The sequence below is a fragment of the Oceanirhabdus sp. W0125-5 genome, from assembly GCF_027938815.1.
Lineage (GTDB): Bacteria > Bacillota > Clostridia > Clostridiales > Clostridiaceae > Oceanirhabdus.
Map to the genome: position 1 here is coordinate 3,142,576 of NZ_CP115913.1, position 13,939 is coordinate 3,156,514.

Consider the following 13,939-nt stretch of genomic DNA (forward strand, 5'->3'; position numbering starts at 1 on the left):
TTTAGATTTTCGTAATATTCTTTAAAAGAGGTGGAAAATGTGAAGAAAAAAATAGTAATAGCCGACGATGAGCCTATTACAAGAATTGATTTAAGAGAAATTTTAGAGGAAGCTAACTACGATGTAGTAGGAGAAGCTACCGATGGATTTGATGCAGTTGAACTCTGCAAAAAACATTTACCAGATCTAGTTCTCATGGATATTAAAATGCCATTACTTGATGGTATAAATGCTGCAAACATTATCATGGAAGAAGAATTAGCAAATTCAGTGATATTACTTACGGCATATAGTGGGAAAGAATTTATTGAAAAAGCTAAAGTGGCTGGTGTCATGGGATATTTGGTCAAGCCTATTGATGATAAATCATTGCTTCCAGCAGTTGAAATTGCTCTCTCAAAGGGTAAAGAGATTAAGAAGATGAAGAAAGACATTAAAAAAGCTAATGAAAAATTAGAAGCAAGAAAGAAGATAGAAAAAGCTAAAGGTATTTTGATGAGAAAGAATGGTATGAATGAAGATGAAGCCTATAATAAAATTCGAGCATTAAGCATGAACAAAAGGGTTTCCATGAAAGAAATTGCTGATATTCTTATCATGAGTAACAGTATAAATAATAGATAGGGGATATTTATATGAACAGTTTACGAGAATTATGTTATATGTATACCAATCTAAGTGATGGGGATATAACAAAGCTTGAACATATATCTGAAGTTTTACCTTTCATAGCAAACTTAGCAGAGGCTGATGTTTTCATAGACTGTCCAACAATTGATACAAATGAGGCAATTGTGGTTGCTGAAGCAAAACCTTCAAATCATTATTCAATGTATAAAAATTCTGTAGTAGGACAGCTAGCTTTAAGAGAAAATGAACCTGCAGCACTAAGAACTCTTGAAATAGGTATGCCTACAAGGGATCTGAAAGCTCTAACACAGGAATGTATGAATGTAAGACAGACTGTTGAACCCATAAAGAATGATAATGACAGAACAATTGGTGTTTTAATAATTGAGAAGGATCTAACAGAAAAGAATAGTGATAATAAAAATATAGAGTTATTTGCTGAAACAAGCAAGCTTCTAGGAAATAAGATACATAACAATAGCAATAATGAGGGGAATATAACTTATCATATTGATGATGCTATTATAATCTTTGATGAAAATGGAGTTGTTAGGTTCGTAAATCCTGTTGCAGAGAAACTCTATGAGAAATTAGGATATAGAGATAAGCTATTAGGAATGGATTTTGATAATATATCTTTAGATAATAAGTTATTACATGAGATATGCGGAAAAAGTCAATTTGATTCTTCAGAAGTTAATATAGGAAATCTAACCTTACAGGTTAAATATATATTTCAAAATAGTAAAGTTTTAAACTTAGTTATGTTAATAAAGGATATAACAGATATGAAACAAAAAGAAAAGGAACTCATTCTGAAGTCAGTTGCTATAAAAGAGATACATCATAGAGTTAAGAATAACCTCCAAACTATAGCAAGTTTATTAAGACTTCAATCAAGACGTATAGATAATACTCAAATAAAAAATGCACTTGATGAGAGCATGAACAGAATATTGAGTATAGCAGCAACTCATGAGATACTAGCACAGGAAGGTATTGATGAGGTAGATATAAAAGAGGTTATTCAGCAGATAAAGTATAGCTTAAGTAGATGCTTTAATATAGGTAATGATAAAATTAATATAATTGTAGAAGGTGATGGATTTAAGATTGACTCAGACAAATCAACTTCTATAGCTCTTATCGTGAATGAACTTTTACAGAATTCTCTTAAATATGCCTTTGAAGAAAGAAAAGGCGGAGAGATTAACATCAAGATTCAAAAGGGGAAGGTTTACTCAAGTATATCAGTTGTTGATAACGGTATGGGATTTAATACTGATTTGATAAGCAATAAGAGTCTTGGACTTAATATAGTAAAGGCTTTGGTAAAAGACAAGTTACATGGAAAATTTAATATAGTCTCTAATTGTAATGGGACTAAAATATTATTTGATTTTAAAAACTAATATTTAATGAACACAATGAGGTGTTTATTTAAGAAGGCGATGAAGCCCAGAGCTAATAGAATAGCTCTGGGCTTTTATAGTTAGATTACAATACTTTATTTAAGTTGAAGGGGTGATTGAGTGAAAGAGGATATACTCAGTGTTGGTATAGACATCGGCACATCAACTACACAACTTGTTTTTAGCAGGATATCAATAGAAAATACAGCCTCTAGCTTTTCAATCCCAAGGATAAAGATAGTTGATAAACAGGTTATCTACAGGAGCAATATTTACTTCACGCCACTAATATCAAACAAAACTATCAATGGGATGAAAGTAAGAGAAATAATAGAAAAAGAATATGCATTTGCTGGAGTTAAACCTTCAGATGTGAAGACTGGTGCGGTAATCATAACAGGAGAGACAGCAAGGAAGGAAAACGCTAATGAGGTACTTCAGACGTTAAGTGGACTTGCTGGTGATTTTGTTGTTGCAACTGCTGGACCTGATCTGGAGTCAATAATTGCTGGTAAAGGTGCTGGGGCAGATCTCATATCAAAGAAAGAAGGATGTACAGTTGTAAATCTTGATATTGGAGGAGGGACAACAAATTTATCTGTATTCAGAGATGGAGAAGTAGCGGATACTGGATGTTTAGATATAGGGGGAAGACTTATAAAAATTGATAAAACAACTAATAGAATAACTTACATTGCATCAAAAATTAAAGAATTAGCTAAAACCGAAGGAATTAATATAGATGAAGGACAAATTGCTGAAAAACATAAGTTGAAGAGAGTTACTCAAGGTATGGTGAGATTATTGGAAGAATCTTTAAATCTCAGAATAAGGACAGAGATGTATGAGAGGATTATTACAAACAAAGGATTAAGAGATGATTATTCAATAGATTTTATAACATTTTCTGGAGGAGTTGCTGATTATATCAACATAGATGAAGATGATGTTTTTAAATTCGGTGATATTGGGGTAATGTTAGGTCAATGTATAAGGAATTCCAGTATAGGAAGGCAAATAAAGGTGAGAGAATCTATTGAAACCATTAGAGCAACTGTTGTTGGGGCAGGTTCTCATACAACTGATATTAGTGGTAGTACTATAACTTACTCCGAAGAAATACTTCCAATTATGAATTTACCCATATTAAAGCTATCAAATGAAGATGAAAATAATGGACTTACTGTCTTAGAAAATTCCTTAAAAGAAAAACTGAAGTGGTTTGACGTTGACAATGAGAGTCAACAAGTAGGTATTGCATTAAAAGGACCTAAAAATCCTACATTCACTGATATTCAGGAATTATCCCAATCTGTTATAAAGGGGATAGATGCACAGCTTAAAAAAGATTATCCTGTAATACTAATCTTAGAGAATGATATTGCAAAGGTAGTAGGACAGACTATATATAAACAGCTTAAGTTTAAGAAGAAAGTTATATGTATAGATAGTATAAAGGTTGAAAATGGTGACTACATGGATATTGGAAAACCATTAGTAAATGGAAGGGTGGTGCCTGTAGTAATAAAAACATTAGTATTTAATTCGTAAATTAGATTCTAAAAAGGGGGAATGAACGTGATTTTAAAAACAAAGCTATTTGGTAAAGTTTATCAGTTTGGAACTGTTAAAGATGTGTTGGCTAAAGCAAATGAGATAAAATCTGGGGATAAGTTAGCTGGTGTAGCTGCAAAAACTGCAGAAGAAAGAATAGCAGCTAAGGCTGTATTAGGGAATATGCTGTTAACTGATCTAAGAAATAATCCAGTTGTACCTTATGAAATGGATGAGGTAACAAGAATAATACAGGACGATGTTAATGAATCAATCTACGAGGAAATTAAGAATTGGTCAGTATCTGAGTTAAGGGAGTGGATTCTTGATGAGAACACTACCGGTGCTGATATTAAAAGAATCAGTAGAGGGCTTACTAGTGAAATGGTAGCAGCAGTTACAAAACTTATGTCTAACCTAGATCTTGTTTATGGTGCTAAAAAGATAAGAGTTACTGCTCATTGTAATACAACGATAGGTTTAGAGGGAACCTTCTCAGCTCGTTTACAACCAAATCATCCAACAGACGATGTTGATGGTATACTTGCATCATTATTTGAAGGATTATCATACGGTGTTGGGGATGCAGTAATTGGATTAAATCCAGTTGATGACTCAGTAGGAAGTGTAGTTAAGATATTAAAGAAATTTGATGAAATAAAAAGGAAATTTGAAATTCCAACTCAACAATGTGTTCTAGCACACGTTACAACACAGATGGAAGCGGTGAGGCAAGGAGCACCAACAGATCTTATATTCCAGAGTATCGCAGGTTCACAAAAAGGAAATGAAGCTTTCGGTGTTACTGCAGATATGCTTGAGGAAGCAAGACAATTGGTATTAAAGCAAGGAACCTCAGTTGGTCCAAATGTAATGTATTTTGAAACAGGGCAAGGTTCTGAGTTATCATCAGAAGCCCATCATGATGCAGACCAGGTAACAATGGAAGCAAGATGTTATGGTTTTGCTAAGAGATTTCAACCATATATAGTTAATACAGTAGTTGGGTTTATAGGACCTGAATATCTATATGATAGTAAACAAGTCATAAGGGCTGGTCTTGAGGATCACTTTATGGGTAAGTTAACTGGAATATCAATGGGGTGTGATGCTTGTTATACAAATCACATGAAGGCAGACCAGAATGATATTGAGAATCTGGCAGTACTGCTTGTAGCAGCAGGTTGTAATTATGTAATGGGAATTCCTCATGGTGATGATGTAATGCTTAATTATCAATGTACTGGATATCATGAGACTCCTGCTTTAAGAGAACTATTTGGATTAAAACCTATAAAGGAATTTGATATGTGGCTGGAGAAGATGGGTATTACTCGTAATGGAAAATTAACTTCGAAAGCTGGAGACGCTTCTATATTTCTTAATAAATAAAAGGGGGGAAAGAGATGTTTTCAGAGAATGATTTAAAGAAATTAGTTGAACAAGTTTTAATAGAGATGACCTCTAAAGAGACTGTAGAGACTGAAAAGGTTAAAGAAACAGAATGCTGTGAAATAAGCAATGAAGTATTACCGGATCTTCTTGAAGTGGATATTAAAAAGCAGCTTCTAGTAAAGAATCCTGAAGATATGCAAGGGTATCTAAAGATGAAAGAACATACTCCAGCAAGAGTTGGTATTGGAAGATGTGGTCCAAGATATTTGACAGAGACAATGTTGAGATTTAGAGCGGATCATGCAGCTGCACAGGATGCTGTATTCAATGATGTATCTCAGGAATTTATTGATGAGACTAAAGTTTTCGCTGTTAAAACAAAGTGCATAGATAAAGATGAATACTTGACTAGGCCTGATCTTGGGAAACAGTTTGAAAATGATCAAATAGCAATATTTAAAGAAAAGTGTGTGAAAAAACCACAGGTTCAGATATATTTTTCAGATGGGTTAAGTTCAACAGCTATAGAGGCAAATGTTAAAGATGTATTACCTGCTATTATCCAAGGACTTGAAGGTTACGGAATAACAGTGGGAACACCTTTCTTTGTTAAATATGGAAGGGTTGGTGCGATGGATGTTATTTCAGAGGAGCTTGAGGCCGAGGTGACTTGTGTGCTCATCGGTGAGAGACCAGGGCTTGTAACTGCTGAGAGCATGAGTGCTTATATCACGTACAAGGGCACAGTAGGAATGGCAGAAGCCAGAAGAACAGTAGTGTCAAATATTCATATGGGTGGTACACCGCCAGTTGAGGCAGGAGCACATATTGCGGATATTATTAAACTAATGCTAGAGAAAAAAGCTAGTGGAACAGATTTGAAATTATAATTTAGGAGGCAGAATTCATGAAAAATGACGCTTTAAAAACAACCATATTAAGTGTAAAGATCATACCTAATGTGAATCCAGATATGGCAAAAGAGCTTAATCTTGATCCAGAGCATAGAAGTATAGGTATGGTTACAACAGATTGTGATGATGTTGGTTATACAGCAATAGATGAGGCTACCAAAAAGGCTGATGTAAAAGTTGTATATGCAAAATCAATGTATGCAGGAGCTGGTAATGCAAGTACAAAATTAGCTGGTGAATTCATAGGAATCTTAGCAGGGCCAACTCCAGCTGAGGTTAGAAGTGGATTGAATGCTGTAGTAGATTTTATTGAAAGCGGTGCCGCATCTTTCTTTAGTGCAAATGATGATGATAGTATTCCTTACTATGCTCAGTGTATATCAAGAACAGGTTCATATCTATCAGAAACAGCTGGAGTAAAAGAAGGAGAGGCTTTGGCTTATCTTATAGCTCCACCAATAGAAGCATTGTATGCTCTAGATGCAGCTATGAAAGCAGCAGCTGTTGAGATGAAAGCTTTCTTTGGACCTCCTTCTGAAACAAACTTTGCAGGGGGATTATTAACAGGAAGTCAATCAGCGTGTAAAGCTGCTTGTGATGCATTTGCATTAGCAGTTAAATCTGTAGCAGATAATCCTTCAGATTATTAGAAAAGGTAGTACCCATGAATAGATCTGCATTGGGTTTAGTTGAAACCTACGGATACATTGGTGCTGTGGAGGCATTGGACGTGGCTCTTAAATCTGCGAATGTGAAGTTATTAGGATGTGAGTATGTTAAAGGTGGAATAGTGACAATAAAAATCACTGGTGATGTAGCCGCTGTTAAGTCCGCTGTTGAGGGGGCATCAATAGCAGCTGCGAATATAGGAAATCTTATTTCCACCCATGTTATCGCAAGGGTTTCAGATGAGGTATTCAAAATGATTCAAAAGGATTTTATGATAGAAGAACTAGAGTGGCATGCATGTGATGAAGACATTAAAAATCAAATAGAAATTCCAAATGAAGAAAAAGAAGTTTTAGAAGAAGATTTTGATAAAGACGAAGAGATTGAAATAGACAGGGAAGAACTACAAAAGATGAAGGTAACTGAGATCAGGACTCTTGCAAGAAAATTAGAAATTAAATCAATGACTAAGAAAGAAATTAAGTTTGGAAAGAAAGAAGAGCTTATAGAGGCTATCCTCAATCATAAAGAAAGGGGGGATAAATAATGGATATAATAGATAGAGATTTGCAATCCATACAGGAAATAAGATGTATTGTACGAAAGGCTAAGGAAGCCCAAAAAAAAGTAAGAGATATGAGTCAAGAAGAAATAGACAAGATAGTAAAAGCTATGGCTGATGCTTCTTTGGAGCATGGAGAGAGATTAGCAAAATTAGCATGGAAAGAGACGGGATTTGGTTTGTGGGAAGATAAGATTTTAAAGAATATGTTCGCTAGTAAAAATGTTTATGAACATATAAAAGATATGAAGACTGTTGGAATAATTAATGAAGATAAGAAGAATAAAATAGTTGATGTAGCAACACCAGTTGGTGTTATTGCTGCACTTATTCCTTCTACTAATCCCACATCAACAACAATATTTAAAGCATTGGTATCAATAAAAGCTGGGAATGCTGTTGTGTTTTCACCTCATCCTAATGCTAAAAACTGTATTATTGAGACTGCAAAGGTACTTGTACATGCAGCATCAGTAGCTGGAGCACCAGAGGGGTTAATTGGATATTCCACAACACCTACTCTTGAAGGAACTAAGGAGCTTATGTGTCATAAAGATGTGTCACTTATATTAGCTACTGGTGGTGAAGCTATGGTAAAAGCTGCATACAGTTCAGGAACACCAGCAATTGGGGTTGGACCTGGTAATGGACCAGCTTTCATAGAGAAGAGTGCAGACATTCCACTTTCTGTTAAAAGGATTTTAGATAGTAAAACCTTTGATAATGGAGTGATATGTGCATCAGAACAGTCAATAGTTGTTGAGAGAAGTATTAAAGAAGAGGTTATTTCAGAACTTAAGAAACAGGGAGCTTATTTCTTAAGTGAAGAAGAATCAGAAAGGTTGTCACAGTTTATCTTAAGAGCCAATGGAACAATGAATCCAAAGATAGTTGGAAAAAGTGTTAAGAAGATCGCATATATGGCAAAGCTAGATATTCCAGATGATACTAGAGTATTAATATCAGAGCAATTTACTGTTAGCAGAGATAATCCATATTCAAGAGAAAAATTAGCACCAATCTTAGCATTTTACTGTGAAGATGATTGGGAAAAGGGATGTGAAAGATGTATTGAGCTACTCAGGAATGAAGGAATAGGCCATACTTTAATAATTCATTCTCAAAATGAAGATATTATAAAGGAATTTGCTTTAAAAAAACCAGTATCAAGAATTCTTGTAAACACACCAGGAGCTATAGGAGGAATTGGAGCATCAACTAATTTAGTTCCATCATTAACACTTGGATGTGGAGCAGTTGGAGGAAGTGCAACTTCAGATAATGTAGGTCCTATGAATCTAATAAATATAAGAAGGATGGCTTACGGTACCAGGGAGATTGAAGATTTAAGAAACAATGAATCAAACCAAAAGAAACTGGAAATTCCAGATGAGCTTATGGAGTTAATTATAAATAGAGTGATAGAAAAATTAAAATAATAGGAGGAATTTATAATGGCAAATACAAATGCTTTAGGAATGATCGAAACAAAAGGTTTAGTTGGTGCAGTAGAGGCTGCAGATGCAATGGTTAAGGCTGCGAATGTAACATTGATAGGAAAGGTTCAGGTTGGTGGAGGATTAGTTACAGTAATGGTAAGAGGAGATGTTGGGGCAGTTAAAGCTGCAACAGATGCTGGTGCGGCAGCGGCAGAAAGAGTTGGAGAGTTGCTTTCAGTTCATGTAATCCCAAGACCACACAATGAAGTGGAATGTATCCTTCCTAAGTTAGAAGGTTAATATAATACCCGGGCTTGTAAAGGTCCGGGACATATATACATTCAATAAAGGGTGTGAAGATATGAGTGTATTAACAGAATCTAAACTAAGAATGGAACTCAAAAAGAAGGATATTAGAGAGTTTAAGATAAATAAGAAAGATATAGTTACGCCATCTGCAAGGGCATTTCTTAGTGAGAAGAATATAAAGCTGATTATAATGGATGAAGTAGTAAAAGAAGGAGATGAACCCCAAAATACCACGAAAGAGAATAATGAAGATAGGTCAATAATTCCTAAATATGAGAGGGTTGAAGGGGGATTTTTTCAGAGTAAGCCAGAGTTTATGACACATCTATATGGTAATAAACTAGTTTATAAGGATCATCCTACAATTGTTTTGCGAGGAAAACTAGATAGTTTTCAAGCTAAGTTATTAGAGACACAAATTCTAGCTCATAAGAATAAGAAGATTGCTTTAGTTAAGGATCTTGATGGAGTACTTGCCACTGTGAGAGGAATATTAAGAGCTGAGGTGCTTGGAGAAGAATTAAAAGAATTTAATCTACTCAATATGAAGGAAGACGAAATTAGAGATATTTCACATCATCCCGAAAAATATTTTAACAAAGAGCATGTATTCCCAAACTATGAAATGGGAGAGATTGCCTTGTGTTTGAACTCTTTAAGAACAGGAATAAGAGAGGTTGAAATATATGCACTTAAAGCATTTAAGGATAGAGATGGCGAAGTGAAGAGAAAGGATATTATGATGTGTCTTAATCGATTAAGCAGCTGTTTCTATGTAATGATGCTCAAATTAAATGCTGGACAGTATTAGTGTGAGGTGATATATGATGGATGATATGAATTCAAAAGTTAATTATATTGTTGATGAAGTTATTAAAAGAATCAGTAGGGAGATGACAATTCCAGTTGAATTATCAGGAAGGCATGTACATCTATCTAAAGAGAGTGTGGACATTCTCTTTGGTAAAGGATATGAGCTTACGCCTAAACGGGAGCTTTCTCAACCTGGACAATATCTCTGTCATGAAAAGGTGACATTGATTGGTCCAAATGGAACATTTCATAATGTAGCCGTTCTTGGTCCAATAAGATCAATAACACAAGTTGAGCTATCCAAAACAGATTGTCGCTCCTTAGGTATAGAAGCGCCAGTTAGAGAATCAGGAGATATAAAGGGAAGTGCATCAATAGTAATTTTAGGTCAAAAAGGTATATTGATGATACAAGAAGGAGTTATTGTAGCAAAGAGACATCTTCATATTACACCTGAGGATGCTAAGCGATTCAATGTTAAGGATAAGGAAATCATAGGAATTGAGATAATAAGCGACAGATCAATGGTCTTAAATAATGTGGTAGTTAGGGTAAATGAGAACTACAGAACAAGAATTCACATGGATTATGATGAGGGGAATGCTTGCTCATACGAGAAAGGAACCACAGCCAAAATAATAAAGAATGAAGGGACTAAAAGTAATGAGTAGCCTAGATAGAGCAGATAGTTTAATCGAAGCAGTTGAAAGGACTATTAAAGAACCAGTAAAGGTTTGTAATGGTGATGAGTTTCTTGTAGGTGTGGATTTAGGTACAGCGTATACTGTTATTGTTGTACTTGATAAGAATAAAAAACCAATAGCTTGTGAAATGGAATTTGCACAGGTTATAAGAGATGGTTTAGTTGTTGATTATATAGGAGCATTAAACATAGTAAAAAGATTAAAGGGAAAAATTGAAGATAAATTAGGAATTGAACTAACTAAAGCTGCTATAGCTGTTCCACCAGGAACTGGAGAGCGGGATACTCAAACTCATAAATATGTAGTTGAGGGAGCTGGCATGGATGTTATAGGAGTACTAGATGAACCAACAGCTGCTAATGCAGTTTTAGAAGTTAAAAATGGAGTTGTTGTAGATGTGGGTGGTGGAACAACTGGGCTTTCTGTATTTGAGAATGGAAAAGTAGTTTACACCGCGGATGAACCTACAGGAGGAACTCAGTTTTCACTTGTAATTGCAGGAGGATACGGAGTAAGTTTTGAAGAAGCAGAGAGAAGAAAAAAATTAAAAGAAAATCATACAGAAATCTTTACTATGGTAACACCTGTAATCCAGAAGATAGCTTCTATTATTAAAAGACATATAAAGGATTATAATATAAAAAAAATCTATCTAGTTGGAGGTACATGCTGTTTATCAGGTATTGAAAAAGTTATTCAAAAGGAAACTGGGATTGAAACTGTAAAACCATCAAATCCTTTTTTAGTGACTCCTTTAGGAATTGCAATGAATTGCACTATTAGTTAGGAGGTGAAGTTAAATGGATATGGAGAAATTAGTTAATTCAATTACTGAGGAAGTCATGATAAGAATTAAAGAACTTCAGAATGAGGGAAATGAAAAAAAACAGCGAATCTTACTGGCATCGTCTAATGACAGTGAAATTTATAAGTCAATTTTAAATAAATTATATGAATTTCCTAGAAAAGTAGACACGCTAGAGAATTTTGAACATGAGTTGGATTGCTATGAAGATATAATATTATGCGGCTTAGACAATAGAGAACTAGCTAATCTTGCATTAGGAGTGGACTGTGGTCAAAAGGAGCATATAGCAATTATGGGGATTCTGAAAGGAAAGAGAATTTTCTTAATAGAAGAGGGAATTGAATATAGGTCATATCATAATACTGCAAATAAAGTATTCTTTTCAATTTATAAGGAATATGAAAGAAGACTTTGTAGTTATGGAATAACTCTTCTAAGAAAAGATAATATTTTAAAAGCATTAAATAGCAAAAATGTTTGTTCTAAAGTACAATGTGGTTGTGAATTGGAATTACAGAATGAATTAACTGATATAGTTGAAGAAACTGATGTAGTAGACTTTACTAATAAAAAACTTATTTCAGAAGCGGATTTAAAGAAAATGTTTAGAAATGGAATTAAGTCCATTAAAATTCATAAAAGAACAGTTCTAACACCACTAGCAAAAGATTTTATAAGGATAAACCATATTAATGTAAATAAAGTTCATTGACTATTTTGAGAGGATGAAGGATATGATTATTGGTAATGTTATAGGGAATGTGTGGGCTACACGTAAGGATGAGAAATTAAATGGGTTAAAATTTCTTGTTATAAAGCCTATAAATTATACTAGTAATAACGACGCTTCTGTATTTGTAGCTGTCGACTCTGTTGGGGCAGGTATTGGAGAAACAGTTCTTGTAGTTAAAGGAAGTTCAGCAAGAGTATCTCTATCAGAGGAGACTATACCAGTTGATGCAACAATAGTGGGTATAATTGATACAGTTGATATAGATGAAAGTATTATAGAATAACTAAGTTGGGAGTAATTCTATAATCAGATATGACTTATTATAATGGTTCCATAATAAGATTTAAATAAAAAGTTATACTAAATTTTTATCAAGGGGGAGAATTATGGGTATTAATGAAATTATATTGTATATAATGGTAATATTTATGGTGCTTGGAGCACTAGATAAGATTATTGGAAACAAATTTGGGTTAGGAGAGCAATTTGAAGAAGGTATTATGGCAATGGGAGCTTTGGCAATTGCTATGGTAGGGGTTGTATCTTTAGCACCTGTACTTGCTAATATATTAAAACCTGTCATTGTTCCTGTATACACAGCTTTAGGGGCAGACCCCTCAATGTTTGCAACAACTTTATTAGCAAATGATATGGGAGGATATCCACTAGCTATGGAAATGGCTCAAACTACAGAAGCAGGGAAATTTGCAGGATTAATATTAGGGTCTATGATGGGACCTACAATAGTTTTCACTATTCCAGTTGCACTTGGAATTATAAAAAAGGAAGATCACCCATATTTGGCTAAAGGTATTCTAGCAGGTATGATTACGATACCTATAGGATGTTTTATAGGTGGTTTAGTTGCAGGATTTTCAGTATCAATGATTCTTCGTAATCTTGTTCCAATTATTATATTTGCAGCACTTATTGCACTAGGATTATGGAAAATACCTGGGAAGATGATTAAAGGGTTCACTATATTTGGAAAAGGAGTTACAGCAGTTATTGCAATTGGATTAGCGGCTATCATAACTGAAACTTTAACTGGATTTGTTGTAATACCAGGAATGGCACCTATATCAGATGGTATAGAAATAGTTGGAGCAATTGCTATTGTTCTTGCTGGAGCTTATCCATTAGTTTATGTTATAACTAAAGTTTTTAAGAAACCTTTAATGAAGGTAGGGGGATTATTAGGAATGGGTGAAGTTGCAGCAGCTGGAATGATAGCAACTTTAGCTAATAATATACCAATGTTTGGTATGATGAAGGATATGGATGAAAGAGGTAAAATATTAAATGTAGCATTTGCAGTTAGTGCAGCTTTTGTTTTTGGAGATCACTTAGGTTTCACTGCTGGAGTTGATAAAGAGATGATTACTGCAATGATAGCTGGAAAGCTTATAGCTGGTATTACTGCTGTTGGGGTAGCATGTTTAATAGCTCCAAAGGCTGCAGCATCTAAAAAAGAAAAGAAACAAGTTGAGGCATAAGAATAAAATAGAGGTGTTTTAACTATGAAAGACATTGATAGAAAATTACTTGAAGATATGATTAGAAAAGTCATATCTGAAAAGTTAGTTGAAAATAACACAAAGGAGAATATATCTGAATTCGAAAAACATGTAGATTCAAGTGGTATTTTATCTATAAAAACCAGTACAGTTATTCCTGAAAAATTTGATACAGGTGTAGAAGGAGATAAGGTCTATCTAAAAGATGTAATCAATATTGAAGAAAGTCCAAGACTTGGGTGTGGTATTATGGAAATGGAAGAGACTGCGTTTGAATGGACATTAAATTATGATGAAATCGATTATGTTATAGAAGGAACATTAGAAATAATAATTGACGGAAGAAAAGTAGTAGGGAATAAAGGAGATATAATTTTTATTCCTAAAAATTCATATATACAATTCTCGGTTCCCGAATATGCTAAGTTTATGTATGTCACATATCCAGCTGATTGGGCAGAACAAGCGAAGTAATAATAT

16 protein-coding genes are annotated in these 13,939 nt (G+C 34.2%); all 16 read left to right on the forward strand.

Translation table 11 applies throughout. The annotated features are described in order from the left end of the window. Positions 1-39: 39 nt before the first annotated feature. Positions 40-624 carry an ANTAR domain-containing response regulator gene (locus tag OW730_RS14475; protein ID WP_271224769.1) on the forward strand — a complete coding sequence of 195 codons (585 nt, stop codon included), beginning with the start codon at positions 40-42 and terminating at the stop codon, positions 622-624. Positions 625-635: 11 nt separating this feature from the next. Further along, positions 636-2,042, forward strand: coding sequence for a sensor histidine kinase (locus OW730_RS14480; RefSeq protein WP_271224770.1), 1,407 nt, complete (start codon positions 636-638; stop codon positions 2,040-2,042). Positions 2,043-2,162: 120 nt separating this feature from the next. Further along, complete coding sequence (eutA, locus tag OW730_RS14485; protein WP_271224771.1) at positions 2,163-3,593, forward strand: ethanolamine ammonia-lyase reactivating factor EutA; 1,431 nt, start codon at positions 2,163-2,165, stop codon at positions 3,591-3,593. Positions 3,594-3,620: 27 nt separating this feature from the next. Next, positions 3,621-4,988, forward strand: coding sequence for an ethanolamine ammonia-lyase subunit EutB (locus OW730_RS14490; protein ID WP_271224772.1), 1,368 nt, complete (start codon positions 3,621-3,623; stop codon positions 4,986-4,988). Between the two features lie 14 nt (positions 4,989-5,002). Next, complete coding sequence (gene eutC, locus OW730_RS14495; RefSeq protein ID WP_271224773.1) at positions 5,003-5,881, forward strand: ethanolamine ammonia-lyase subunit EutC; 879 nt, start codon at positions 5,003-5,005, stop codon at positions 5,879-5,881. Between the two features lie 17 nt (positions 5,882-5,898). Continuing rightward, complete coding sequence (gene eutL, locus OW730_RS14500) at positions 5,899-6,555, forward strand: ethanolamine utilization microcompartment protein EutL (RefSeq protein ID WP_271224774.1); 657 nt, start codon at positions 5,899-5,901, stop codon at positions 6,553-6,555. Between the two features lie 14 nt (positions 6,556-6,569). Continuing rightward, positions 6,570-7,121: a BMC domain-containing protein gene (locus tag OW730_RS14505; protein ID WP_271224775.1), complete on the forward strand. Its 552-nt coding sequence runs from the start codon at positions 6,570-6,572 to the stop codon at positions 7,119-7,121. Further along, entirely contained in the window at positions 7,121-8,575 is a 1,455-nt protein-coding gene (locus tag OW730_RS14510; protein ID WP_271224776.1) for an acetaldehyde dehydrogenase (acetylating), read from the forward strand. The genes OW730_RS14505 and OW730_RS14510 overlap by 1 nt, the downstream gene beginning before the upstream one ends. Before the next feature lie 15 nt (positions 8,576-8,590). Beyond that, the gene (locus tag OW730_RS14515; RefSeq protein WP_271224777.1) at positions 8,591-8,875 is read left to right on the forward strand and encodes a BMC domain-containing protein; all 285 of its coding nucleotides are present in this window, start codon (positions 8,591-8,593) and stop codon (positions 8,873-8,875) included. Between the two features lie 61 nt (positions 8,876-8,936). Continuing rightward, entirely contained in the window at positions 8,937-9,695 is a 759-nt protein-coding gene (locus OW730_RS14520; RefSeq protein WP_271224778.1) for a cobalamin adenosyltransferase, read from the forward strand. A 13-nt stretch (positions 9,696-9,708) separates the two neighbouring features. After that, entirely contained in the window at positions 9,709-10,368 is a 660-nt protein-coding gene (pduL, locus tag OW730_RS14525) for a phosphate propanoyltransferase (RefSeq protein ID WP_271224779.1), read from the forward strand. After that, entirely contained in the window at positions 10,343-11,188 is an 846-nt protein-coding gene (gene eutJ / locus OW730_RS14530; RefSeq protein WP_271224780.1) for an ethanolamine utilization protein EutJ, read from the forward strand. The genes pduL and eutJ overlap by 26 nt, the downstream gene beginning before the upstream one ends. Before the next feature lie 13 nt (positions 11,189-11,201). Then, the gene (locus tag OW730_RS14535) at positions 11,202-11,921 is read left to right on the forward strand and encodes a hypothetical protein (protein ID WP_271224781.1); all 720 of its coding nucleotides are present in this window, start codon (positions 11,202-11,204) and stop codon (positions 11,919-11,921) included. Positions 11,922-11,943: 22 nt separating this feature from the next. Further along, on the forward strand, positions 11,944-12,225 hold the full coding sequence (locus OW730_RS14540; RefSeq protein WP_271224782.1) for a EutN/CcmL family microcompartment protein: 282 nt from the start codon (positions 11,944-11,946) through the stop codon (positions 12,223-12,225). Between the two features lie 103 nt (positions 12,226-12,328). Further along, positions 12,329-13,438: an ethanolamine utilization protein EutH gene (gene eutH / locus OW730_RS14545; protein ID WP_271224783.1), complete on the forward strand. Its 1,110-nt coding sequence runs from the start codon at positions 12,329-12,331 to the stop codon at positions 13,436-13,438. A gap of 24 nt (positions 13,439-13,462) precedes the next feature. Next, positions 13,463-13,933 carry a cupin domain-containing protein gene (locus OW730_RS14550; RefSeq protein WP_271224784.1) on the forward strand — a complete coding sequence of 157 codons (471 nt, stop codon included), beginning with the start codon at positions 13,463-13,465 and terminating at the stop codon, positions 13,931-13,933. Positions 13,934-13,939 lie beyond the last annotated feature (6 nt).